Origin of the sequence: Candidatus Chloroploca sp. Khr17 (genome assembly GCF_004138165.1) — a bacterium.
Taxonomy (GTDB): domain Bacteria; phylum Chloroflexota; class Chloroflexia; order Chloroflexales; family Chloroflexaceae; genus Chloroploca.
Genome location: NZ_RYFF01000005.1, coordinates 168,601 through 193,211, shown reverse-complemented (window position 1 = coordinate 193,211; position 24,611 = coordinate 168,601). Strand labels below are relative to the sequence as shown.

The window sequence follows — 24,611 nt, the reverse complement described above, 5'->3', positions numbered from 1 at the left end:
CTCTACAAAGTCTCTTGCTCAATCAACACTCCTTCGCGATAAGCCGCAACCAGTTTACGCAGGTCTTCGAGTTGACCACGGAGCAACGTACCCGTATCCGTATCACCAATCAGCAGACGGCGAGCAAAGGTCTGCACATACTCGGTGTGGGGGGTCGGGTCATGGCCGGTACGGATCATTGCTTCGGCGCTGGTAAAAGCTTCGTGGGCGGCAAGGATCAAGACGTGCGAGCTACCCACTAGGGTATAACCTGCGATCCCCGTCTCGTGCTGATAGGCCTCGCTCATGCCGCCGTCAATGATGATGAGCTTGCCATTCGCCAGCAGCGGACGCTCACCACGCCTGGTCTTGACGGGCGTGTGACCGTTAATAATATGGCCGTACTCGGGATCAGCCCCGAATGCGGCCAGCACGCGTCGGCAAAAGGCCTCATCGTCACGCAACGCATAGTAAGGGCCTTTGGGTTCTTCGTGCGACACGGGATCGGCAATGACATACCGCTCGAACGTCGCCATCCGCAAGCGCCCATACAGAGGCGAATGCTCACCACACCAGAGATACCAGAGGGCATCCTGTCCAGCCCGACGTACCTGCGCATCGCGGCTAAAGAAGGCTTCGCGAGCCATTTGTTCATAGCGGGTCAGCAGGGCGGGGCCAGCGAGTTCTTCGCCACCAAGGGGAAAGTGAATAAAATTGCCTGCTGCATCCACCGGCAAACAACCATGGAATTTCAGGTTACCATCGTGAACCTGAAACATATTGCCATAGCTATAAAGAAAGCGGATATGCCGTTGCAAACGTGTACTCTGTTGAAACTGGGCACAGAGATCGGCAATGAGCTCGGCCTCGCCAGGGGTCAGCACCGAACGATCACGCCCGCCCATCGTCGGCCAGTTTGCATCAAGCAACTGATAGGCACGTCCCTCGATCGTCGCCGTCCCAGCGGCAAGATCCAGGCCCTCCAGAATCAACCGATGCTCCATCTGATATTCAGGATGACGCCGGATGATCTGGGCTTCAAGTTTGAATTGAATAGCGGCAATCGCCTTGTGCATCCGGGCGAGCGCTGCGGGGGTATAATCTTCAATTGGCGAAGCAACTTTGGGGCGAAAGGCGTGACATGGGTCATGGCTGTACACGGCATCGGCGAAACGGCTGAGTTCGCGCAAATTGATGCCATAGCCATCAATCAGGGTTGCAAGCGTGCTATAACGCAGGGCAACACGCACCACATTAGCCACAAGAGCCGGGCACCCACTCGCCGCACCCATCCACGAGACATCGTGATTGCCCCACTGGATCGAGACATAGTGGTAATGCATCAGACGATCCATAACCTTCTCGGCAGCGGGACCACGGTCGTAGATATCACCAATGACATAGAGACGATCAATGACCAGGCTACGGATCAGATCCGCCAGCGTTACAATGAAGGCCTCACCTTCACCTAGCTCAACAATCGTCGCCACGATGCTCCGATAATACTGTTCCTTCTGGGCTGTCTCGGCGGCTTCACTTTCGCTCAACAACTCTTCAAGCACATAGGCACGCTGGGGATCGAGCCGTTTGCGTACTTTGCTCCGCGTGTATTTCTGGGCCGACGTACGGGCAACCCGCGCCAGACGCACAATCGTCTCGGCAATCCAGGTCGCCGGCGTATCAAGCGTAGGCAACGTCGCACGAAGCTTCTGCTCAGGATAATAGACGAGCAGCGCCAGTTCGATCTGCTCCTGGTCAGTCAGTTCACCTTCAAAGGTCTGGGCAAGCTTGCGCCTCACCGCACCCGAGGCATGGCGCAGCATATGGTCAAACTGATCATACGCCCCATGAATATCCGAAAGATAGTGGTCGGTTCCCTTCGGCAAGGCCATGATCGCGTAGAGATTGATCATCTCGTTGTGGGCAGCCGTAATCGAAGGGAACCGACGACTGAGCAACTGCAAAAGCCTGAGTTCCTGATCACTGTAGCTCATAGGGGTTGATCTCGTTGAGGTGAGGGAGGATTTTATACCATTGTACCAAATCCTTGCAAGATTTGGGCCATGGTACGGCTCCCCTTCGCAGGGCTGATTAGCGTTGCGCCCCAGACCACATTTTTTGGTTCGTTTTGGCGGCGAAGCCGCTCCACACCCCATCGCCCGAAGCGAACGTGGCAACAGCCTAGGGCTATTGCCAAGATACGCATTGTCCCTCATCAGCCGATGGGGTACAATGCCTCTAGCATAACCACGTCTGTACGCTGCGGCCAGCCTTCGATGGGCTGCCACCGCAGTTGAGAATGATCCTATGCCTCGTCTCTCCTTTGTGTATCCTGAGATGCTCTGGTTGCTGGGCTTGATCGGGTTGATGGTGGCAATTGCCGTGCTCACCCCACGCCGCTTGGCCCCGTGGCGGTTTTGGTCAAGCCTGACCGTGCGCACACTCATCGCCCTTGCCCTCGTTCTTGCGATCGCAGGGGTGCAACTGGTACTTCCAGTCAATCGACTGACGACCGTCTTTTTGCTCGATGGCAGCGACTCGCTCTCGGCATCGGCGCGAGCTCAGGCCGAGACGTTTATCCAAGAGGCGTTGCAGGCTATGCCCGAGGATGATCGAGCGGCGATTGTGGTCTTTGGCGGCAATGCGCTGGTCGAACGGGCTCCTAGCGAAGAACAACGCCTCGGGCGCATCAGTTCGGTGCCAATTGCGACCCGTACCAATCTTGAACAAGCCATTCAGCTCGGCCTCGCCCTCTTTCCCGCCGATGCTTCTCGTCGCATCGTCTTGCTCTCGGATGGAGGCGAGAATGCCGGACGGGCCGTCGAGGCGGCCCGCCTGACGGCTAGTCGTGGGGTGCCCATTGAAGTCGTTGCCTTAACCATTGGTGCCGGTGAAGCCGAGGCGCTCGTTGCCAGCGTCGAAGCCCCGGCTCAGGTGCGTGAAGGCCAGGTGGCAACGGTTGTGGCGACGATCGAGAGCAATGTGGCGCAACCGGCGACGGTGCGGTTGATCGGCGATGGTGGTACGATCAGCGAACAACAACTCGCTCTGCAACCCGGTCTGACCGAGGTGACGTTTGCCGTCGAGATTGCGGGTAATGGCTTTCAACGCTTCCGTGTACAGATCGAGCCCGAACGCGATGGGCGAGCCCAAAATAATGAAGCCGCTGCGCTCATTCAAGTCCAGGGGCCACCACGGATCCTCGTTGTGGCTCAAGATCAGGCCGACGCGCAACCGCTCGTCAGCGCTCTTGAAGCAACCAATATGGACCCCGAAGTGCTTTCGCCAGCGATGATGCCTTCGGATTTGGCGGGAATGATCACCTATGATGCGGTTATTCTCGTCAATACCCCTGCACGCACCTTGCCTGTGGGCGCCATGCGCGCCTTGCCAGGGTATGTGCGCGACCTTGGACGCGGCCTGATGATGATCGGTGGGGGAGATAGTTTTGGCGTTGGCGGCTACGGTCGCACACCGATCGAAGAGACCATGCCCGTCTATATGGATGTGCGCAATCGCGAAGAACGCCCCGATCTCGCGATGGTCTTTGTGATTGATAAATCAGGGTCAATGGATGCCTGCCACTGCAGCAGCCCTGATATGAGCAGCAACCCTTCGCAACTTGGTGGGGTGCGCAAGGTTGATATTGCCAAAGAAGCCGTCGCACAGGCTGCCGCCCTGCTTGGGCCGCAAGATACTCTTGGCATTGTCACTTTTGATAGTCGGGCCTTCGATACGCTACCCGCAACCACCGGCGCCACGCTTGACCAGATTCTCGATGCGCTCTCGGGTGTCGAGCCGCGTGGGGCCACCAATCTTCGTTCTGGCCTCATCCAGGCCGAAGCGATGTTGCAACAGGTTGATGCCCGCCTTAAACACGTCGTGCTGCTCACCGATGGCTGGGGCAACGGCGGTGATCAGTTGGAGATCGCCGCCCGGATGCGCGAACAGGGCATGACCCTTACCACCATTGCCGCAGGGAGCGGGTCGGCCACCTTCCTCGAAAATCTCGCCACTACTGGCGGCGGCCGTTACTATTTCGCCGAAGATATTACCAGTGTGCCGCAGATCTTCGTCCAAGAGACGATCAGCGCCGTGGGCAACTATATTGTCGAACGACCATTTACCCCGGTGATCATCGGCAGTAGCCCCGTGCTCAATGGGCTCGGCGGCTTGCCTCCGCTCTACGGGTTCAATGGCAGTACCCTGAAGGATAGCGCTCGCGTCTTGTTAGAGACCGATGATGCCCAGCCGCTGCTGGCAACATGGCAGTATGGCCTCGGACGCAGCGCGGCCTGGTTGAGCGATACCAAAGGGAAATGGGCCATTGACTGGATGTCCTGGGAGGGGTTTCCGCGTTTCGCCGGGCAGGTCGTGGGTGATATCTTGCCCGTCCGTGGCGGCCAGGAGATCAGCACCGATCTGCTCGTGGCCGGCGGCGAGACGATGATCCGCCTGAATGCAGGGCCAGGCCAGGAAAACCTGGACGTCACGGCAACCTTGATTGGCACCGATGGCTCACGGCGTGCCGTGCCGTTACCCCAGGTTGGGCCCTTGACCTATCAGGGCCGCGTCGAAAGCCCGACCCCTGGCACGTATCTTGTCCAAATCAGTGGTTCTGCCGCCGATCGCATTGTCCTGCAAGAGATGGCAGGCCTGGTCGTACCCTACTCATCGGAATATCGTGGCGGCCAGGGAAATCCGGCCCTGCTCGACGAACTGGCCGCCCTGACCGGGGGCCAGCGCCTGAGCGAGCCTGCCGACGCGTTTCTGCCCGTCGCAGGGCGCATCACCCAGGCCCGCGAAATCGGGCTGAGTCTGCTCTTGCTCGTCCTTATGCTGCTCCCCTTTGACATCGCGCTCCGTCGGTTGATGCTGCAGCCCGGTGATCTGCCCTTCGGCCAGTTCTGGCGTTCACAGCAGCAACGTGCGGACGCCCGGCGCGTTGCCGCCGAGCAGGTTCCACCCGACCCGACTATGGCACGCCTCCAAAGCGCGAAAGAACGGGCTAGCACGCGCATCAGGGGTGTCAGCCAGACACCCGAAGATCAAGTACCTGATAAACAGGCCCCTGACGATGATCCCCTCGAACGCCTGCGGGCAGCCAAAGAACGCGCCCGCAAACGCACCTCCGGCGAAGAAGGGTGATCATCTGCTCAACGCCGTGGCCGCTGGATTGCAAAGCAATCCAGCGGCCACGGCGTTGAGCAGATGACTTTAGATACGTTCTTTGGCTCGGTGCAAACGCCAGGTGCGGGTTAACAGGGTCAACCCAAGCATCAGCACACCAATCAGCGGAACCCCCGTGCTTGTTTCAGGCAACGGTGAGCTCTCGCCTGGAGGTTTGCCGCCCCCTGGTTCAGACGTTGGTTGCGGATCGGGTTGACCACCTGCTGGCGGGGTCGTGACCGGTGTAGGCGAGGGCGCACTCGGGGCCGAGGTGCTGGTTGGCACGGCGGTCGCCCCTGGCGGCACAGGCGATGGCCCCGGATCGGGGGTACTGGTTGGATCAACGGTTGGCGTCGCGGTCGACACAACCGTCGGTGGCGTACTGCCAACAACCTGCACCGAGACAATGTTCGAGAAGAGCTCTTGCGGTCGTCCGGCATAAGTGAGTTGCCCCTGCGCCACCAGCAAGGTACCAGCCGTGACGCTCGTCTTGATACGGGTATTGATGGTGAGTTCGACACTCTCGCCGGGTTGCAGCACTTCAACTGCATGACGGATTTCGTTACCGGTGATGGTCGGATCAGTGCCACGGTCGGCCCGTACGCCAAGCACTTCAAGATTGCTCGGCAAGAGCGTCCGCATATTCACCATCCGCAGATCGTTGGCACCTTCTGCGGCAGCAGGGCGCGAATTACGCACAACCAGGGTGTAATTCATGATCTGGCCCGGGTAGGCACTCCCCCAGTCACTTGCCATCCGGAAGAAGACATCACTGCCTGTCTGGTTTCCCCCAAGCCCCGGTGAGGGGGTTACCGCTGTGGTGGCGGTGACTTGAACAGGTGTGCTTGTCGCAGCACTGCTTCCTCCGGTAGTCCCCCCACCAGACGGTGGCCGTGGGGCCGCCGTTGGGCGAACCACCGTCGGACCAGGCGGAGGTGGCACCGGCGTTGGTGGCTCGGTTGGCACGACAGGCTCAGGTGTTGGCGGAGCCGGCGGAGCGATCGGCAGTGGCGTGGCGGGTGGAGCAGGTTCGCCCGCAGGCGGCACAACGACCGGTGGTACCGTCGGATCAACCCCTGGCGGCGTCGTTGGCACAACCACTGACGGCGTGGTCGGTGAGGGCAAAAGTGGTGTCGTAGGCGACGGGCCAACCGGTGTCGTAGGCGACGGGCCAACCGGTGTCGTAGGCGACGGGCCAACCGGTGTCGTAGGCGACGGGCCAACCGGTGTCGCCGTCGCCGAAGGCCCAGGCGTGCCTGCAATAACCATGATCGAAGCCCCGCTTGTCTCGGCTCCCGGTGCGGTCGCAACATTGCTAATCGTCATCCCAACCGCAGCACTCGAGCGAACCCGTACTTGCAAGGTGATCGACGCCGAATTACCACTGTTCACCGTCAGATCACAGACAACCGTCTGACCGCCGCTGCATGAACCACCACGAGCATCAAGCCCGAGGAACTCAAGGTTGGCATCAAGGGCATCTTGCAGACGCACCGACTGATTGGCCGTGCTCGTCGAAACAACCGAAATGCTGTAACTGAACTGCTGCCCCTGGGCAACCTGCGACGATGAGGCAATCTTGAAGATGCTGACACCGGTTGGCGGCACGTCACTGGTGGGGCTCGGCGGAACAGTGGGAATCGCCGTAAATGTGGCCGTCGGCGAAGCCGGCTCACTCGTGGCCGTCGGCGAAGCCGGCTCACTCGTGGCCGTCGGCGACCCTGGCTCACTCGTGGCCGTCGGCGACCCTGGCTCACTCGTGGCCGTCGGCGACCCTGGCTCACTCGTGGCCGTCGGCGACCCTGGCTCACTCGTGGCCGTCGGCGACCCTGGCTCAGTTGTTGGCGTAGCAGGTTCACCTGTACTCGTGGCAGTGGGTGTCCCGGCCAGCGGAGTATTGGTCGGCGTCAAGGTTGGCCCTTGATTCGTCCCTGTACCCGAAGGTGAAGGCTGAGGCAAAATCGGATCAGTTGTTGGTGTTAGATCAGGCAGCGATGTCTCAGTTGGTGGTGGTAGCGGCGTATTCGTAGGCGGAAATGCAAGATCAGGCGTCGCCGTAGGATTCTCCTGCGCCGGAGCAACAGGCGCGAAAACAAGGCGCGTCGCTTCGGCGTAGAGCGGAAAGGCGATCATCACAATGCTGACGACAATCAGGCTGATCTCCCATACCGTCCAGCGAACAGGCCCGCGACCACGGCCTGGTTGAGAGGGGCGTCCCCGTGCAGGAGGTTGCATATCTTCTCCTCGGCTCAAGACAGAGGGCTTACATCAATTAAATCGGCAACGACAATCAAACGCTGTGTATCCCAGTTCGTACATGTAATCAAAGTCAAAACTGGCGTGGACGTCGGATTCATCACTTCAACTTGATGCGGCCAAACATTGTGAGTATGGCGCACCTGGTAAGTATAGCGCCAGTTACTCGTTTCAATAACAACCTGATCACCGGGCTTGAGGCGCCCAAGGTGCTGAAACACAGCCCCTCTGAGCCCAGCGTGCCCCGAGAGCACCGTATTGCCAAGCTCACCGGGCAGCGCACTGCCATGATGAAACCCAGCCGCATACTCGGCTACTTCCCATTCATTATTGCGCACAAAGACTTCATAGACATCCATCTCGGCCCCAACTGAGGGCATCGAGAGGCGTTGTGGACGTGGATCATCAGCCACCAGGGGCGCACGCATCGTCTGCGGCACAAGAAACTGATCATCGGCTGCAAACGACGACGACTCTTCATCTCGATGAATAAAGGGCAGGGGAGCAACCGCCAGCGCCTCTGGCGGAACAGAAGGTGTCGGCGTGCTGAACGCGGGGGGAGAAGGAGGGGTACGTTCGGGTTCCACCTGGCTCGCCGCAACAGGTTGGGCCTGGCGCAGCATAAAGAGCCAATCGCGCCCATAGCCATCGAGCAACCAGTAGCCAAACGCCACAAAAGCCGCCACAATGAGCACCCGCTCAACGACAAAAAGGGCACGGTCAAACCCGTTGCGCAAGAGATAGCCGCGCAGGGCCTCGTTACGCTGCTGCGAAGTAGAGCGCACACGTGCCGCACGCAGACTCTCACGGCGACTCGGCACGTCACTGGTGAGCAACGTACTCAAGAGTTGAGCATCTTGATCATCCGGCCGAGCGACCGGCGAGCAAACAATTCGCGGCATGGAAACGCCTGGCTGATGAGGTTGAAGACAAGGCGATGGCCTGTCGCGTTGTCTTTCGTCGTGGTAATGATTATACAACCAGGCGTGTGCAGATGCAATAGGATCGCATGAAAATCACGATCTTGTAAGTGCTTGCATCAGGCGCGTAAGACCATGGGCAAACTGAGTCGGCTCGGTCAGGGCCGAAATGAGGAGATGCGTGCCCGCTGCTTCGCCATAAAAATAGCCTGGATGGACAAGCACCCCTTGCGCAAGCAAGTGCAACACCAGTGCATCTTCATCCTCCCAGCCGTGAACCACCGGAAACAGGTAATAACCACCATCAGGCGGGCGAAGCGTGATCTGAGGAGCCTGACAAATCGTTGCAAAAAACAGATCAAGGTTGGTGCGTACCCGGGCAACCATTGCGTTGACAAAATCCATACCCTGGGCAAAGAGGGCCGGCACAAGATACTGGGTCAGGCTGTTGGCCCCCAGAAAAGTGTCGTTCAACAATTCGAGCCGAGGGAGAAAGTGACGCGCCGGTGGATTGAGGGCGATCCAGCCCAGTTTAAGATCGGGCAGGGCAAAGAACTTCGAGATCCCATTCAAGGTAAAGACCGGCAATTCAGGATGCAACGCAGCAAGCGGTGGCACCTGGGGTTGGGCATACGTAAAGGCGGCAAAGACCTCATCACAAATGAGTGGCAACCCCAGTTCGCGCAGCACCGCCACCGGTTGCTGGATCACCGAGCCAGTAGGATTATGCGGCGAAATGAGAAGAATGGCACGGGTACGCTGGTCAACGGCAGCACGGAGTGAGGCCTCATCGATGCGCCAGCCTTCTTCTTCACAGAGTTGATAGGGGCGCAACTCAAGATCGCGTAAGGCAGCCAGGTATTCGAAGAGCGGATAACAAAGACCCGGGGCCAGCAGGTTATCCCCCGGATCAGCGAGAAGCGCAAAAAGCAAGGCGTAGGCTTCACTCGTACTGGCCGTGATGAAGAGATCATCAAGAGTCAGGTGCAGCGCCGGTGTACGCCCCGCATAATAAGCCACCACCGCAGCACGAGCAGTTGCACTGCCATGCGGGTCAGGCGCATAACGACGTGAGGCCCAGAAGCCCTCGGCAGCCTGCTGCAGCACCTGGGGGGGAAAGATGAGCCCGTGTTCCGTCGGATTGCTACTGCTGAGATCAACGTAGCCGCCGGTCGCCTGCTGCTGCAGACGGGCCAGTTCCAACTCATTCGGGCTCAGATCGAGATCGTCATAGACGCCTGGCATTAGCGATGCACCGTCTGCACCAATTGGCGCCAGAAATCGTCCATCTGCCCGGGGACAAAGGGAATATAGAGGGCAACGCGATCAAGGAGGCCCTCGTAGCGTTCGCGCAGCGCCGCCCCAAGATCAGCAGGGTCAGCCTCAACCGCAAAGGCTGCAACCATCTCATCAGTGATCAGTGCGGGCATATCTGTCCAGCGCTGCTGACTAGCGAGTTGCGAGAGTTGCTCACCGACGGCCCCCCACCCGTGGCATTCGAGCACAGGGCGATACGACGGTGTTGAACCATAGAAGGCAAGCTGCTGACGCACAAAATGGCGCAGGCGCTCACGCTGCTTTGGTTCAGCACCAGTAATCACAAAGCTGCTCCCCGCAAGCATACAGGCCGAAGGATCGCGGCCTGCTTTGGCCGCACCAGCGGCAACTTGAGGGCGCAAAACCTCGGTGAGATAGCGCGCACTATTGAGGGGATGGGCATGGAAGCCATCACAAATCTCACCAGCAAGCTGCGCAAGGCCACTATTGACGCCGGCGATATAGATCGGAATCGTCGGATGCGCGATCGGGCCGGGGTTAAAGAAGGGCGACATCAGCGTATGCTGATAGAACTCACCGCGATAGCGCAGTGGCCCCCCAGTTTGCCAGCAGGTCCAGATCGCCTGCAGCGCGAGGATATAGTCACGGAGGCGGGCGACAGGCTGATCAAAATTGGCACTGAAGCGACGCTCGATATGGGCACGCACCTGCGTCCCAAGCCCGAGCACAAAGCGGCCCTGGCTATAAGCCGCGAGATCCCAGGCAAGCTGGGCCGTAATCATCGGGCTACGGGGAAACGCAATCGCAACGGCGGTACCAAGTGTCATGCGGTTGGTGTGTTCAGCCGCCAGCACCAGAGGCAAAAAGCCATTATGCCCGGTCTCGGGCGTCCAGAGGGCAGCAAAACCAATCGACTCGGCGGCACGGGCAAGTTCAACAGCGGTAGGCAAAGGATTCGCATCTACCGGAACAGCAACATCAAGCAACATAGCTTGCTCCTATGGGCGAATACGTCGTAGCAACGCCGTCAGGCGGTCGTAATCATCTTTGAGCAGACCGGCCACTTCGCGTCCAGCGCGAAGCAGGTAGGGTTCGCCATCGGGGCGCACACGGGCAAAGCCACGAATCGAGGCAGCCAGCAACTCGTCACCGGGGATCTGGGCGGCAAAGAGCACCCCACGAAAAAAACTGGTCACCTCACTAAAGCGAACCATTTCAGCAGAGGTTGCGGCATAGACTGAATAATGCACAGGCGGAGGCTGAGGAGGCAAATAGTGGCAGATCTGACCATCCGCAACATAGCCAACGGTCAACGCCGAAAACTCCGTTTGCAACACCTCAGCGAGGTCAGGATGTTCGGCATAGATCTCTTCATCAAACAATTCACGCCCGCTATAGGTACGCCCGCGTACGAGCGCACGGCCTCCAGGATCTTTGCTACTGGTACGAATCTCATAGACGAGACCATAGACGTCGAGACTGGGATCACGGGTCACCGCTCGCACCAGGACACCAAAAGAGGGTGCCTCGAGCAACTCATAGGCACCTGCGGTAAAACGAGTCGTTGACGCTTCAATCACTTCGCCGATGCGTTGCATCTGGGGCACCACGTAAACGCAAGGACGAGACGGGAGGTAACTACCCCCGTCTCGCCTGAGAGAGGCCCGGTAGCCCCGAGGATCCTACCGAAAAGCTGCGTGATCACCTGCACTGGAGCGGGCGACAGAAGCTAGTACCGATCGCCGTAGCCACCACGACCACCACGGCCGCCGCCGCCCCCGTAACCGCCGCCGCCGCCGCCGCCGTAACCACCACGGCCACCGCCACCGCCACCGCCACCGCCACGGCTGCCACGGTCGCGATCCTCAGACTCATTCACCCGGATCGGGCGGCCATTCAACTCCTGGCCATCAGTTGCCCGGATCACGGTATTGACATCATCAACCTCAATCTCAACAAACCCAAACCCACGTGAGCGACCCGTATCGCGATCAGTGATCACGCGAGCGCTCTGCACATCCCCGTGGGGTGCAAAGACTTGCGCCAGATCTTCGTCACCGACACTCCAGGGCAGATTCCCAACAAACAGCTTGACCAACATCAAAACTACTCCTCTGCGTCTCTACGCAGTGTTGACAGACGCACGGCACCAGACACCGTCGTCAAAAACCCTACTTCCCTATCACCTTCCGTACCACCGGCAGCCACCATAACGGCTGTCGCACTCCGGCCATCACAACGTAACACACCCTTCGAGCGAAGAAGTTCCCACGACCGCTCAGGGGACTAATCAGGAGTCTCTGATGCAAGTCTGGCAGCTATGCAACGTTGGCAAACACCGCAATCATAGCATATTTTTCAAGAATAGCAAGACCTGAATGGGTACAGAATCCACAGATATGAAAAAACTCAACAGGCAGCACAGGCTTCTGCCCGAGCACCTATTGAGTCACTACACCATCGGACTGCCCACAAAGGCTCAACCTTGTTCAAGAAGGGTCGGCCATGAGTTCAGCCTGAAGCGCTGCAATTGCCACGCGCACCTGACGTTCACGCTCTTCGAGCGTTGTTGCCATCGCCCGCGCTGCCGAAAGTTGGGCTGCCAGCGCACCCGAAATAGTCCCCGCTGGTACCTCTACCTGCTCACGTTCAAGACGCCAGACGGCCTGCCGTGCCCGTTCGGTGCTAGGAGCCAACGCATTGAGGCGCAGGCGCAAGGCATCGAGACGTCGCTCGAAATAGACTTTGTTCATAAAGATGCAAGCTCCATAACCCAGCCTCACCCGAAAGCATGAGGCTGAACTACTACCGTCCCGCAGAAGTGCCGCGCCGCATTCCGGGTATGTTAGGTAAAGTATATCACATCTTTTGTATTTTGCACAGGTTTTTTCAAGATCATGTCAATAATTTGCAAAATCTTCGGCGTCATCTTCGTCGACACCAAACAGACGCATCCATTCTTCAATTTCTGCCGCAGTCAGGGGGCGATCATTGCGTTTGTCCTGAAGCGAGGCCCGCGGCTGATCGAGTGCAGCCAGGCGGCGCGCAAAGGCCTGTGCCGAGATAACCGGAATGCGGTGGGCCTGGGCCGCCCCAATTACCGCCCGATCAGAACTGACAACGAGCCATTCGTCACGCCGTTTGATCGCTCGGATGCGCCGGATCAACTGGGTATCGGCATCAGACGGCGAGTGCGCAAAATGGGCTTCGACACCATAGCCATTGAGATTATCAGGGTGCCCATAAACGCCGCCATCAAAAACGACCACGATTTTGCGCCCCCGGCGGCGCGTGGCATAACGACGCAAGAGCATCACCAGACGCGCCTCATCATCGGGGTCGGCAAGGCTGAAACCAGGCAACTGACCAATCAGGTTGTGTCCATCAATAAGGATCGGCATATTGCATTGTACCATCAGGAGCCAGTTGGAACGCAACACTCAGACCAATCAAGGCGTCGTATGCATAGTGAAGATGCTTTAGTGCGAGGTGTGCTGTGCAAGACAATCCTGAACCTCAATCCTCTTCAGGGCCAGAGGAACGCTATGACCGACGCGGTGAGCAGGCCCGACGCTGGGGGGTTCTGCTGCTCGTCATCGGTGTGATCTGGCTCGTTTTTGCGCTCAGCGCCCGCAACTGGCCCGGGAACTTTATCCTCAGCACCGCTGAACGTAGTCAGGTGATGCTTGAGCAACGCTATGAGGCCAGTACGGTGGTGATCCGCGGCGTCAATGACCAGGTGCAGCTGGTGGGCATTGCGGGCAATCAGGTCGAGGTCAATGCTCTGCGTCGTGGCTTTGGCTTTACCGAACAGTCAGCCAATCGGGCGCTGGATCGCCTCGAATTGCAGGATTCACTCGAGAATGGCACGCTCACCCTTGAAGTACGCCGTTCACCATGGAATGGCCTCTCCTTCGGGCGTTCGCCCTATGTCGAGTTTCGCATCGGGGTTCCCGAGGGTGTGCAGGTCCAGGCTGAATTGGTGAGTGGCGATGTCCAAGTCGAGGGAGTGCAGGGTGCCTTGACCTTGACGACCGTCAGTGGCGATCTTACCACCACCAATACCAGTGGTGCCCTCCAGATCAGCAATACATCGGGGGATCTGAGCGTGCAGAATCATCGTGGCAAGCTGCACCTCAATGGGGTGAGCGGCGATGTGCAACTCAGCGGTCAACTTGATGATCCCTTTGTCCGTACCGTCAGTGGCGATATCGAGGTTGATGGCGCAACCGGGCTTGTTGATGTACAGACGATTTCGGGTGATATACAGATCAACGGCGAGGGGCCGATGCGTTTGCAGCTTGAAAATACTAGTGGCGACATCGACGTCCGAACGAAGCTAATGCCAGGGGCGACACACACCATCAGCAATGCGTCAGGTAGTATCAAGGTACGCCTGGCTTCAAGCGAGAATCTGCATCTTGAGGCCACCACCACCAGCGGTTCGGTGGCGACAAATATTGATGGCCTTGCGCTTGAACGACGTAGTTTGCGTGGTACGCTGGGCACCGGCGAAACACGCTTGACCATCACGACTGCCTCTGGCAGCATTTCGGTTGAGACGCTAGAATAAATATTAGTAGCTTGCGGCACGCAAACCGCCAATTATGTGGCGGTTTGCGTGCCGCAAGCAAACCTGGCAACCGCAGGCAAGCTTTTGAGGGACGCGAGCGATGTTTGTTGTTGGAACCGCAGGCCATGTCGATCACGGGAAATCCACGCTGGTGAAAGCCTTGACGGGCATCGATCCTGATCGCTGGGAAGAAGAACAACGTCGCCAGATGACTATTGATCTCGGGTTTGCCTGGTTGACCCTCCCCGGCGGGCGCAGGGTCAGCGTGGTGGATGTGCCTGGACACGAGCGTTTTATCAAGAACATGCTCGCTGGCGTCGGCGGACTCGATGCGGCCCTGCTGATCATCGCCGCCGATGAGTCACTGATGCCCCAGACCCGCGAACATCTGGCGATCCTCGATCTGCTTGATGTCCGCCATGGGGTGGTGGTGCTCACCAAGGCCGATCTGGTTGATGCCGAGTGGCTGGCGCTGGTGCGCGAGGAGGTCACGAGTGAATTGGCCGGAACAAGCCTCGCTGAAGCTCCGCTGGTGGCTGTTTCCGCCCGTACTGGGGCAGGGCTTGATCTGCTCCGGCAGACGCTGGAACAGGTGCTACAGAGCCTGCCTCCCCGCACGACGGCTGACGGTGTGCCGCGCTTGCCAGTTGATCGGTCGTTCACGATTGGCGGCTTTGGCACCGTTGTGACAGGCACGCTCCGCGATGGCCCGTTACGGGTTGGTGACGAGGTTGTTGTTTTGCCTTCGGGTTTGAACGGGCGCATTCGTGGTCTGCAGATCCATTATGATAAGGTTGAAGCGGTTGCGCCTGGGACGCGCGTCGCGGTGAATCTAGCCGGCATTCATCATAGCGAGGTCAAGCGTGGTGATGTCTTGGTGCCCCCCGGGACGTTGCAGCCAACACGATTGATCGATCTGCACCTGCGCGTTCTCCCTGATGCGCCGGGGCCACTCGAGCAGAATTGCAGCCTCGATCTCTTCACTGGCGCAAGTGAGGTGCCTTGTCGCCTGACCCTGCTTGATACCGAGCAACTCGCGCCTGGCAGCAGCGGGTGGGCGCAGGTACGCCTCGAAGCTCCGGTCGTTGTTGTGCGCGATGACCATTGCATCCTGCGCGTTGCCTCGCCGAGCCGCACCGCCGCCGGGGGCATGGTCGTTGATCCCTTCCCGGTGCGCCACCGGCGCTTTCGCACCGAGGTCATCGCTGCCCTCGAAACGCTGGCTCGCGGCGACCCCGCCGAACTGGTGCTCCAGACGCTCGGCACTGATCCGCCCCGCCCCTGGGAGGAGGTCGCCAGGGCGGTGGGCTTGCCCGATGAGCAGATGCGGTCGTTGGTCGGTGATCTGGTGACGAGCGGGCGAGTGCTGACGATGCCGGCTCTTCATCTCGGCGAAAAAGCCGCGCCCTTGGCCGACGTCTTGCTGGTGACACCAGCAGGCTGGCAGGTGCTCGCGACTCGTCTGGTGCCACCGGTGCGCGCCTATCATACGCGGTTTCCGCTGCGCCAAGGGATGCCCCGCGAAGAACTTCGCCAGAAATTGCGCCTCGCGCCACGTCTGATCGGTGGCATCGTTGGCGAAGCCATTCGGTGCCAGATCATTGCCGCCAACGAAACAAGCGTCTGGCTGGTGGGACACGACCCGCAACTTGCGGCACATCAGCAACGTGCGGTGGAAACGACGCTCGCGGCAATGCGACGCACCCCGTACAGTCCGCCCCTCCCCGATCTTGACCCCGAAGTGCTGGCGTGGGTGGTTGAACAGCAGATGCTCGTGCGCATTGCCCCTGATCTCTACCTGCTACCCGAAACCTATACTGAACTGGTCAACTGGGTGCTCACGCTACTCCAGGCCGAAGGCAGCCTGACGGTAGGGCAGTTGCGTGACCACTTTGGCAGCACCCGCCGTTATGCGCTGGCCCTCCTTGAGCATCTCGACGAGCGCAAACTGACGCGCCGCGTCGGCGAACGACGCGAGCTCGCGTGATGTGGTAGACTATGCCGTGTGGCAACGGGATGACAGAGGAGCAAGGCATGGACACGTTCGGGGAACCTGGTGAAGCGTTTGCGGCCCATTTTGGCAGCGAACCCGCGATGCTGGTACGCGCACCGGGGCGTGTCAATCTGATTGGTGAGCATACTGATTACAACGATGGCTTTGTCTTGCCGATGGCGATTGACCGATCCACCCTTGTGGTAGCTCGGCCCCGTAGCGATCAGATGGTACAGGTCTATAGCACCAGTATGCAGGCCGAAGACCAGTTCAGCCTTGAGACGCTCGAACGAAGCCAGACGCACCCATGGAGCAACTATATTCGTGGGATGCTCAAGTCGATGCTTGCCCGCGATCTGCATGTCCAGGGAGCGGATCTGCTGATCACCGGTGATCTGCCGGTCGGTGGCGGGCTTTCTTCCTCGGCGTCCCTGGCAATCGGGGTTGGCTACACCTTTCAGTTGCTTAACGATCTCAACTTGCTCGGCGAAGAGTTGGCGCTGCTCGCCCAGGGGGCGGAGCAGAGTTTTGTGGGTACCCAGTGCGGCATCATGGATCAGTTTATTGTCACGCTCGGGCGGGCAGGCCACGCGATGTTGCTCGATTGTCGCGATCTGAGCTATCGTAGCATCCGGTTGCCCGCCGAGGCCAGGGTAGTTGTCTGTGATAGTGGCGTGCGGCATCAACTCGTCGCTTCGGCGTACAACGAACGGCGCGAGGCCTGTCACGAAGCTGTACGGCGTTTGCGCACTCGTCTGCCCAGGCTGATGGCTCTCCGCGATCTCACGCCGACGCAATTGCAGGCGCACGCCGATCTGCTCACGGGGAAACTGCTGCCCAGGGTACGCCATGTCGTCACCGAGATCAGTCGGACGGTTCATGCTGCCGCAGCGATGGAACACGGCGATCTGGCAGGCTTTGGGCAACTGATGAACGCCTCGCACGCAAGCCTGCGCGACGATTACGAGGTGAGCATCCCCGAGCTTGACACTCTGGTTGAACTGGCCTGCGCCTTGCCAGGGTGCTACGGTTCACGAATGACCGGGGGTGGCTTTGGGGGCAGCACCGTCAGCCTGGTGGCCCACGATGCGGTCGCCACTTTTGAAACTGAACTGCGTGCCGGTTACCAGGCCCGCACCGGGCGCGAAGCCCACACCCTGGTCTGCACACCTGCCGAGGGTGTCCGCCTGATTGCCATTGCCTGATACCATTTCAGCGTGCAGCTTTTGGATTGCGGATTGCCGCCTGTGGCGTCCCAATATGCCCTGGCAACACGACCTATGCGGATTGCTCAATTCCAATTGGTATGACGCGCCAGCCGATGGCGCTTTGCAGATGAAAGCCGTACCTATGCCCCAGAATACCCCGCAACACGACCAGGTTTTCCGCCGTCGCCTCGAAGTCGGCGGGGCCTTTTCACGTGTGCTGATCCCGCTCAGCCTCGGTATCACCCGACGCGCCCTGCTCCGCGCTGGCGTGAGCAGCCACGAACGCCGCCTGGCAGGCATTCTGAGCCACTACTACTACGCGCCTGCACACCACAAAGCGGTGACGAGCCACCCGCTGGTACTTATTCACGGCATAGCCGATAATGCGTTGACTTGGGCGTTCACGATGCGCGGCATGACAAAAATCGGGCCAGTCTACGCACTTGATCTGCCCGGCTTCGGCCAGAGTGGCTATCCACCAGGGCGTCGTTTTGCCACCATTGCCGAGCAGGTGGCCGTGATTCAGGCCCTGATCCGCGAGGTGATCGGCCAACCCGCGATCCTGGTGGGCAACTCGATGGGCGGATGGGTTGCCGCACGCCTCGCCGAACTATCGCCTGAATTGACGCGTGGCATCGTCTTGCTTGATCCTGGTGGCGCGCAACTGAACGGGCGCCCTTCGTGGGAGCATTTTGTGGCAACGGTGAGCGTCCCTGATTTGGCGACGGTTCGTCGCATCTACCGCCAGATGTTCGGGCGGGTTCCCCTAGCCCTCTACCTAGGACAGGCCAGTTTCCGCGATCTCTTCGCACGCGATGCTGTGCGGCAATTTATTGAGGCGGCGAGCGAAGATGACTTCTTTACCCCCGAAGACTTGCGAAGCATCACCGTCCCAACCATGCTGATCTGGGGCGACCGCGACCGTTTTTTACCCGCAGGATCGTTTGAGTTCTTCCGTGACAACATGCCGCAGGCCGAATTGCACGTCATCAAAGGGTCCGGCCACCTACCCCAACGCGAACAACCACGGCGACTGGTTCGCCTTGTGCGTGGATTTGCCCTCAAGCAGAGCGTGCCTGCCAGCGGGAGGTAGGGGCCTGCGGCCCACACGTAGCTTTGCTGTGTTCAGAAAAAAGCCAGCGACGCTGGCTTTTTTCTGAACACAGCAAGAGGTTTGAGGCGTCAGCCTTCAGAAGGAAAAAAGATGAAAATCCACGCCCACACACTTGCCAACGGCATGCTCGTCTTGATTCGCGAAGTTCATAGCGCCCCGGTCGCCACCAGTTGGATCTGGTATCGCGTGGGGAGTCGCAACGAGCCAACGGGTCAGACGGGGATTTCGCACTGGGTTGAGCATATGCTCTTTAAGGGGACGCCAGCCGTGCCGAGGGGTGAAATTGATCGCCTGATTGCCCGCAATGGCGGTACCTTCAACGGGTTTACCTGGGTCGATTATACGGCCTACTACGAGACGTTGCCAGCCGATCGCATCGAGCTCGCGCTGCGTCTCGAAGCTGATCGTATGGTCAATGCCCTCTTTGAACCTGACGAAGTGGAGAGCGAGCGCACGGTCATCATCGCCGAGCTCGAAGGGGCCGCGAACTACCCAGAAACATGGCTCGATGAGGCGGTGAAGGCCAGTGCGTTCACGGCTCACCCGTACCACAACCCGGTCATTGGCTACAAAAGTGATCTCCTCGCCATGACCCGCGACGAACTCTACACCTATTACCAGACCTTCTATATGCCAAAGAACGCGGTACTGGTGATCGTCGGCGACGTTGACACCGACACCATCCTGCGTCAGGCCGAAACCCATTTCGGGTCACTGCCGTCAGGGCCGTCCTTGCCTTCGGTACGTGCGGTCGAACCAGAGCCACAGGGAGAACGGCGCGTTGTGATCCGCCGCCCCGGGCCAGCCCAATATGTGCAGATCGGCTTTCTTGCGCCTGATTGTCGTCACCCCGACTTTGCCGCTACGGTGGTGCTTGATGCCGTGTTGAGTGGGGCGAAAGCACCCAGTTTTATGGGGGGCGGTGCTCCGACCAACCGGAGCGCCCGGATCTACCAGGGGCTTGTCGAGACCGAGCTGGCTGCCGCCGCGTGGAGCAGCTTTATGCCCACCCGCGACCCCTATCTCTTTGAACTGAGTGCCATTGTGAGTGAAGCACATAGCGCTGAAGAGGTCGAAACGGCGCTGCTGCACGAACTGGTGAAGATCCAGCAGGACGGCATCACACCGAACGAACTCGCACGGGTTCTCAAGCAGATGCGGGCCCAGCTTGCCTACAGCCTCGAAAGCGTGACCAATCAAGCCTTGCAAATCGGCATGTGGGAAGTGCTCGACAACTACCAACGCGGCGAGACCCTGCTTGAAGAACTTGCCGCTGTCGAGGCTGCCGACGTGCAACGCGTCGCACAGACCTATTTGACAAGCAACCGTAGTGTGATTGGGACTTTTCTGCCTACGGCAGAGGAGTTGTAGGTTCCTCTGCCGTAGACGGATGAAGGGTGCGTCTGTGGCCCTACCTCTGCTCGATACGGGGACCTGACGACTCACCTGCACTGCGGGGGGAGAGCAAAAACCCCCGCACAGCCTTTTCAAAAGCATACGGGCGTTCGTCCATTGGATTATGCAAGGCACCAGAAACTTGATGATAGCTGGCACCAGGGATCAGGTCAGCGAGGCGGTGGGAATTGGCCGGAGGCACCAGGCTATCAAATTGACCTGAGAGCACAAGCGTAGGCACCGCAATCCGGGCGAGGCGATCACCAGTCTGGGTCGCAAAGAGCGAACGATAGACACGGTGCAAGCCTTCAGGTTCAAACATTGCCAGATAGGACGAGCGGCGCAACCAGGGGCGAATCCAGCCCCCACCGTGTTCGTGGGGAATGCGGAGACCGAGGGGGCGCGCACGACGTCCAATCAACTGGGTCAGGCGCAACAACCCCCAACCAAGTTGCGGCAAGAGATAGACCCGGGCATAGATAGGCATCAGATGGGCATCAACCGCCGCATCCACGAGCACCAGACGATGGACAAGGTCAGGATGCGCAAGGGTCAACTCGGCAGCAATCGCCCCGCCCATCGAATGGCCCATCAAGATAATCTCGGTCAAACCGAGATCGGCGCAAAACTGGGCCACAACGTCAGCAAGCAACGGAATCGTGTGCGCGCCTCCCAAGGGCGAATCGCCGTGACCAGGCACATCCAGGGCAAAACAACGGTGATCGCGCCCCAGGCCACGCAGTGTGCTCCACCAGAGTTCCTTGAAAGCCCCCCAGCCGTGCAGCATCACGACGGGCGGCCCAGTCTCACCGGCACAGAGATAGGCCAGGCGAGGATGGGGATGCAGGCAGGCCTGGATCGCGGCCGGAGGCCGATCCGCGAAGGCAACACGGACGTTGTTGTTATTGAGAGCAGCCATACGCTGCATTATAACAAGCCTGGCTTCCGCGCTCCATCATAATTAACCGTGCAAAAGTATTGCAAAGTATTGACAGACAGTGTACAATAGGAAAAGACAAAGGTAGGGTTGTGATTTCGAAAGAACTTCCTTATAATACTCACGCAACCACCACCAGATGCATCAGCAACAGAGGATCGTTCGAAGTTCAGCCTGATGAGACCATCGGACTGGTACCAGGGAAGGGATGGTATGCCCGTTCAACTTACGATGTGCAGGTTTTGCATCCGCAGTCGACCTGAAGTGCAGCGCACCGTTGCCCAACTCGTCAAAGAGTTTCCGAATCAGATCGAAGTTGAAGAACTCGACTGCATAGCAGCATGTGACGATGTACCAGCCATCATGATCGAAACTGATTATCACCCGCAGGTCGCGCCGTGTGAACTAGCTCGCCTCATCCGCGAGCGTCTGACCCCTCAGGTAACTGCGACACAAAGTGTTGGGGTACCCGCCCCTTACCCACCTGCATAGAGGAGGCCTTGCGGCCTCCAGAAGCACAAAAAGGCCAGCAAAACTGGCCTTTTTGTGCTGCTCAAAGAGCCCGGTGGATGCTCACGCCAACGTCGCGCTGGCGAGATCAGGGCGATTCGTAATAATGCCCTGGACACCCAGGGCCGCCAGTTGGCGCATCCGCTGAGGCGCATCAACAGTCCAAACATTGACCTGATAGCCAGCCTTGCGCACAAGCGGAATAATCCGGTCAACGAGGGGCAATTCGTGCGAGGGATGCCAGGCAGCGACAGCAAAGCGACGCAGGGCCAGAAAAGGCCACAACTCGCGGAGACGTATATCAGGGCGATAGGTACGAGTTCCCATCAAATACGCCCGGCGCACCGCCGGATCCGCCGTTTGCACCTCACGCAGGGCAGCAGGGGCAAACGAAGAGACGATCACCTGATCAACGAGGCGGGCCTGGCGCACCAGATGGGCGCACTGCCTTCCTGTTCCGGCAGTCTTGAGTTCAATATTCAGGGCAATGCCGGTCGTAGCGGCAAAAGCAAGCACCTCTTCGAGGATAGGGACACGTTCGCCGCCGATATCAAGGGCTTGCAATTCGGCCAAACGACACGTCGCAACCGGACGCGGGCGGCCATCCCAGCGCTCGGTTGTCTCATCGTGAAAGACCGCGAGGTACCCATCGGCGGTGGGTTGCACATCCAGTTCGATCATCCCGGCCCCCTGGCGATAGGCCAGTTCGAACGCAGCCATCGTATTCTCGGGTGCATAGGCTGAGGCACCGCGGTGAGCAATAATCAGTGGCATAGGCATAAGGCACAGAAAAAGACCATGAAGGTGCAACGTAGTAAAAAGCGAACGAAACACACTTCATGGTCTTAAAATATTTTGAAGAGATCGCTAAACCGACACTTCGGCAGACGCATCAATTGCCAACTCAGCCTGCCGAGCTTCTTCATCAAGCATCGGATTCAACATGCGCTGCATCGCCATCACGTGTGCGCAGGTGCCCCACGTCTGAAAGAATGCACAATCGCAGGTCCAGTGGCCTTCGCGCAGCACCACTTCGTGATTGCTATTGCCACCATTAAAGTTCGCACGCAACTCGACAAATTTCACCCGATCAGGTTCAGCAGCGTAACGGCGGGCCTTTTCAATCTTGCCGATCAGATCTGATTGCATTTCGTGCCTCCTGTCCTTCCTGAACTCCCATGTCCAGATATGCGGAGCGTAAACAAAACAACAGGGGCGGCAGCAGGACATTATCCCGCGCCGCCCCTTAGGAAACCAGCTCTTTTGTCAGTTTTGCCCCCATGGTGGCTCCTTGATCAAAAGTTAAGCAACCCTTAACATAACCTTATTATACGAGTGTGCGTGAGGCACGTCAAGGAGCAATTCAACGACCTTAGCGGAAAGTAATTCGGCTTTCTAATGAGCGACAACGCCTCACTAGACAACAAGATAATCAGTGAAGATTTGCGCATTGAACGGTTGGCCGACGTTAACTTTGACGCATACGGTGGGCGAGATCGAGAATGCGTTGCCCATACTCAGTCCCAGGAACAGCCCAGATACCATTGAGCCCAATGATCGTCGGGGCAATGCCACGGATCTGCGCGGCGAGTGGTCTCACGGCGAGCGCATAGTCAATCAATTCACGCTGATAGGATGTCGCCGCCCAATCAGGCAAGGCATAGGCTAGGAGACGCCCCAGATGTGCCCGCACCGAGAAGCTATCCCAAGCTTCAAAACTCGCCCCTTCGCGCCATTGGCTTCCATCCCAAGCCCAGTTCACTCCAGGCGGATTATCCGGCGTGCCATCACGCACGGCTCCGGTGACGGCAATGCCAGCGGGATTCCGGCGCGGACGATCACACCACCACGAGGTCAGACTGCCTGTTTCATGGGCGCACTGTGCCAGCGCCAGAAACCAGTCCACCCCGGCTTCATTGCCGATCCGCTCATAGGCCCCGACGATCTGCAGTAGATCGTAATGGGTATAGATTGTTGAACGAGCATGGAACCATGCGATCGCTTGATCAAACCGCCCCGACGGGCCAGCAACGATCCAGCCCTCATCATTGGGCCAGGGTCCCGAATGTGCGTCAGCAGGTTGCAGCACCAACGGCAGATAGGCTTGATGAGACGAAGCTGAAGCAGCATCTGCCGTACAATGCTGTGCCACTGCGCCCATTGTCCCTGCGGCGAGCATCAAGCGAAGGAACTGTCGTCGCGTTGTCATAGGATGAGCCTCTAGCTATGTCTTTGATCCAAGGGTACGTATTGAATCAAACGTCTCAGGAGGCTCAACCTGGATGAGAAGAAGGTGGTACCTGGCTCACTGATTTGAGGACTGCAGGCCCCAAGAATCTTGCGTATACTGACGAAAACAGCCAACGGCGCTGGCTGTTTTCGTCAGTATACGCATAGGTTTTCAGATCGAGACCCCAGCAAAAAGATCTGTTTCATGCAAACCGGCTTCAGGCTCAGGATAGGCGCGCATAAAGGTATCACGGCCTCCAAAGAGGCGGGCAAAGACGGCAAAGAAGCTGCCCCCAAAATTGGTTCCGCCCTGACTCGCGTGGCACCGCGCTGCGGCCATGCGCGCCTGGGCCATCGGGAGGTAGTCGACCTGGGCGTGTACCGGGAAATCGACTTCGGCGAGCGAGACAAGGTCAACATCGTGGTTCCGTCCAAACCGGCGCGGATCACGGCCAAAGAAGGGCATAAGGCGCACAAAGATGCGCAGGAGGCGACGCGGGATCGTTTGAAAGTAGAGTTTTTGGGGCTGCCAGGGAGGCAGATCGCCAGGGAAGCGGGCAGGATCGCCAGCAGCATAGAACGCAGCGACCGTCGCCTGATGAATAGCAATATGATCCGGATGCCGGTAGCCGCCAATTGGATCAAAAGTAACAACAACATGGGGGCGCAAGCGGCGGATATGCTCGACCACCCGGGCGATGACCTGTTCAAGGGGTTGTGCGGCCAGCGCCTCGGGATGGTGGTTTGCAGGGGTATCGGGCATCCCCGAGTCGCGATAGCCAAGCAGCGTGACACTGGTCAAGCCAAGTGCTTGCGCAGCACAGGCAAGTTCCGCCTCGCGGCGTGCAGCAAGCGACGGATAGCCCACCAGAAACTCGGGGTCAGCCGCACCCTCTTCGCCACCAGTGGCACAGATCAGGTGAACATGCGCTCCCATCCACGCATAGGCGGCCAGCGTCCCGCCGATCCCAAACGACTCGTCATCAGGATGCGCGAGCACGGCAAGCAAGGTTGGGCGAATACCATCTATGTTTGGTAACGTAGACATTC

Annotated in this window: 21 protein-coding genes; 7 read left to right on the top strand and 14 right to left on the bottom strand. The window is 58.9% G+C overall.

Annotated elements, in window-relative coordinates:
* Positions 1 to 2: 2 nt before the first annotated feature.
* Positions 3 to 1,973 carry a fructose-1,6-bisphosphatase gene (locus EKD05_RS05205; protein WP_165360594.1) on the bottom strand — a complete coding sequence of 657 codons (1,971 nt, stop codon included), beginning with the start codon at positions 1,971 to 1,973 and terminating at the stop codon, positions 3 to 5.
* Positions 1,974 to 2,286: 313 nt separating this feature from the next.
* Between EKD05_RS05205 and EKD05_RS05200 the strand changes: the two genes are divergently transcribed.
* A complete protein-coding gene (locus EKD05_RS05200) occupies positions 2,287 to 5,127 on the top strand; it encodes a VWA domain-containing protein (RefSeq protein ID WP_129671374.1) in 2,841 nt (946 codons plus the stop codon).
* A gap of 69 nt (positions 5,128 to 5,196) precedes the next feature.
* Here EKD05_RS05200 and EKD05_RS05195 read toward each other — a convergent pair whose 3' ends face one another.
* From EKD05_RS05195 to EKD05_RS05160, 8 genes are all read right to left on the bottom strand, one after another.
* A complete protein-coding gene (locus tag EKD05_RS05195; RefSeq protein WP_129671373.1) occupies positions 5,197 to 7,383 on the bottom strand; it encodes a DUF11 domain-containing protein in 2,187 nt (728 codons plus the stop codon).
* Positions 7,384 to 7,397: 14 nt separating this feature from the next.
* Entirely contained in the window at positions 7,398 to 8,306 is a 909-nt protein-coding gene (locus tag EKD05_RS05190; RefSeq protein WP_129671372.1) for a sortase, read from the bottom strand.
* Between the two features lie 114 nt (positions 8,307 to 8,420).
* Positions 8,421 to 9,569, bottom strand: a complete 1,149-nt coding sequence (locus EKD05_RS05185; protein WP_129671371.1) for a pyridoxal phosphate-dependent aminotransferase — start codon at positions 9,567 to 9,569, stop codon at positions 8,421 to 8,423.
* Positions 9,569 to 10,591: an LLM class F420-dependent oxidoreductase gene (locus EKD05_RS05180; RefSeq protein ID WP_129671370.1), complete on the bottom strand. Its 1,023-nt coding sequence runs from the start codon at positions 10,589 to 10,591 to the stop codon at positions 9,569 to 9,571. Before EKD05_RS05180 ends, EKD05_RS05185 begins: the two co-directional genes overlap by 1 nt.
* Positions 10,592 to 10,600: 9 nt before the next feature.
* A complete protein-coding gene (locus EKD05_RS05175) occupies positions 10,601 to 11,200 on the bottom strand; it encodes an HAS-barrel domain-containing protein (RefSeq protein WP_129671369.1) in 600 nt (199 codons plus the stop codon).
* Positions 11,201 to 11,331: 131 nt separating this feature from the next.
* Positions 11,332 to 11,703 carry an RNA-binding protein gene (locus EKD05_RS05170; RefSeq protein WP_129671368.1) on the bottom strand — a complete coding sequence of 124 codons (372 nt, stop codon included), beginning with the start codon at positions 11,701 to 11,703 and terminating at the stop codon, positions 11,332 to 11,334.
* Between the two features lie 388 nt (positions 11,704 to 12,091).
* Entirely contained in the window at positions 12,092 to 12,355 is a 264-nt protein-coding gene (locus tag EKD05_RS05165; protein ID WP_129671367.1) for a hypothetical protein, read from the bottom strand.
* Positions 12,356 to 12,502: 147 nt separating this feature from the next.
* Entirely contained in the window at positions 12,503 to 13,003 is a 501-nt protein-coding gene (locus EKD05_RS05160) for an NYN domain-containing protein (protein WP_129671366.1), read from the bottom strand.
* A 95-nt stretch (positions 13,004 to 13,098) separates the two neighbouring features.
* Between EKD05_RS05160 and EKD05_RS05155 the strand changes: the two genes are divergently transcribed.
* From EKD05_RS05155 to EKD05_RS05135, 5 genes are all read left to right on the top strand, one after another.
* Entirely contained in the window at positions 13,099 to 14,175 is a 1,077-nt protein-coding gene (locus EKD05_RS05155; protein WP_129671365.1) for a DUF4097 family beta strand repeat-containing protein, read from the top strand.
* 100 nt (positions 14,176 to 14,275) lie between these two features.
* Positions 14,276 to 16,162, top strand: a complete 1,887-nt coding sequence (selB, locus tag EKD05_RS05150; RefSeq protein ID WP_129671364.1) for a selenocysteine-specific translation elongation factor — start codon at positions 14,276 to 14,278, stop codon at positions 16,160 to 16,162.
* 47 nt (positions 16,163 to 16,209) lie between these two features.
* On the top strand, positions 16,210 to 17,373 hold the full coding sequence (gene galK, locus EKD05_RS05145) for a galactokinase (RefSeq protein ID WP_129671363.1): 1,164 nt from the start codon (positions 16,210 to 16,212) through the stop codon (positions 17,371 to 17,373).
* Between the two features lie 130 nt (positions 17,374 to 17,503).
* The gene (locus tag EKD05_RS05140; RefSeq protein WP_240695644.1) at positions 17,504 to 18,469 is read left to right on the top strand and encodes an alpha/beta fold hydrolase; all 966 of its coding nucleotides are present in this window, start codon (positions 17,504 to 17,506) and stop codon (positions 18,467 to 18,469) included.
* Between the two features lie 111 nt (positions 18,470 to 18,580).
* On the top strand, positions 18,581 to 19,861 hold the full coding sequence (locus EKD05_RS05135; RefSeq protein WP_129671362.1) for a pitrilysin family protein: 1,281 nt from the start codon (positions 18,581 to 18,583) through the stop codon (positions 19,859 to 19,861).
* A 40-nt stretch (positions 19,862 to 19,901) separates the two neighbouring features.
* On the opposite strand, the gene EKD05_RS05130 is transcribed toward EKD05_RS05135, so the two are convergent.
* A complete protein-coding gene (locus EKD05_RS05130; RefSeq protein WP_129671361.1) occupies positions 19,902 to 20,804 on the bottom strand; it encodes an alpha/beta fold hydrolase in 903 nt (300 codons plus the stop codon).
* Between the two features lie 231 nt (positions 20,805 to 21,035).
* Here EKD05_RS05130 and EKD05_RS05125 point away from each other — a divergent pair, with 231 nt between their 5' ends.
* Positions 21,036 to 21,314 carry an NAD(P)H-dependent oxidoreductase subunit E gene (locus tag EKD05_RS05125; RefSeq protein WP_129671360.1) on the top strand — a complete coding sequence of 93 codons (279 nt, stop codon included), beginning with the start codon at positions 21,036 to 21,038 and terminating at the stop codon, positions 21,312 to 21,314.
* An 81-nt stretch (positions 21,315 to 21,395) separates the two neighbouring features.
* On the opposite strand, the gene EKD05_RS05120 is transcribed toward EKD05_RS05125, so the two are convergent.
* From EKD05_RS05120 to EKD05_RS05105, 4 genes are all read right to left on the bottom strand, one after another.
* Positions 21,396 to 22,106: a glycerophosphodiester phosphodiesterase family protein gene (locus EKD05_RS05120; protein WP_129671359.1), complete on the bottom strand. Its 711-nt coding sequence runs from the start codon at positions 22,104 to 22,106 to the stop codon at positions 21,396 to 21,398.
* Positions 22,107 to 22,199: 93 nt separating this feature from the next.
* The gene (locus tag EKD05_RS05115) at positions 22,200 to 22,481 is read right to left on the bottom strand and encodes a hypothetical protein (protein WP_129671358.1); all 282 of its coding nucleotides are present in this window, start codon (positions 22,479 to 22,481) and stop codon (positions 22,200 to 22,202) included.
* 319 nt (positions 22,482 to 22,800) lie between these two features.
* On the bottom strand, positions 22,801 to 23,541 hold the full coding sequence (locus tag EKD05_RS05110; protein ID WP_129671357.1) for a glucosaminidase domain-containing protein: 741 nt from the start codon (positions 23,539 to 23,541) through the stop codon (positions 22,801 to 22,803).
* A 192-nt stretch (positions 23,542 to 23,733) separates the two neighbouring features.
* The gene (locus EKD05_RS05105) at positions 23,734 to 24,609 is read right to left on the bottom strand and encodes a PIG-L family deacetylase (protein ID WP_129671356.1); all 876 of its coding nucleotides are present in this window, start codon (positions 24,607 to 24,609) and stop codon (positions 23,734 to 23,736) included.
* Positions 24,610 to 24,611 lie beyond the last annotated feature (2 nt).